General features: G+C 43.1%; 1 protein-coding gene. It reads right to left on the bottom strand.

Annotated features, from left to right (window positions below; all coding sequences use genetic code 11):
• On the bottom strand, window positions 1-255 hold a 255-nt coding region (locus ESB04_RS12520), incomplete at both ends, for an Ig-like domain-containing protein (protein WP_205749523.1).

Genomic DNA, 255 nt, shown 5'->3' with positions numbered 1-255 from the left:
TAATTTAGAAGCCGTACCTACACCGGTAGTTATGTTAGAAGTAGTACCCGTTAAGCTAGTATTATCAGTGGCCGTAATGGTAGTCGTAGTACCAGAAACTGTATGTGAAGTAAATGTTACAGTAGCAGTACCATTGGCATCGGTTGTACTAGTCGCAGAAGAGAAAGAACCATTGGCATCGCTCTTGGACCAAGTGATGGTTTTACCCGAAGTGCTTACTGGGTTATTGTTGGCATCGACTAATTGAGCGGTGAT

It is taken from the genome of Aquirufa rosea (assembly GCF_004118285.1).
In the GTDB taxonomy this organism is placed as follows: Bacteria; Bacteroidota; Bacteroidia; order Cytophagales; family Spirosomataceae; genus Aquirufa; species Aquirufa rosea.
The sequence above is the reverse complement of the archived record's forward strand: the minus strand, read 5'-3'. Positions and strand labels throughout refer to the sequence as shown.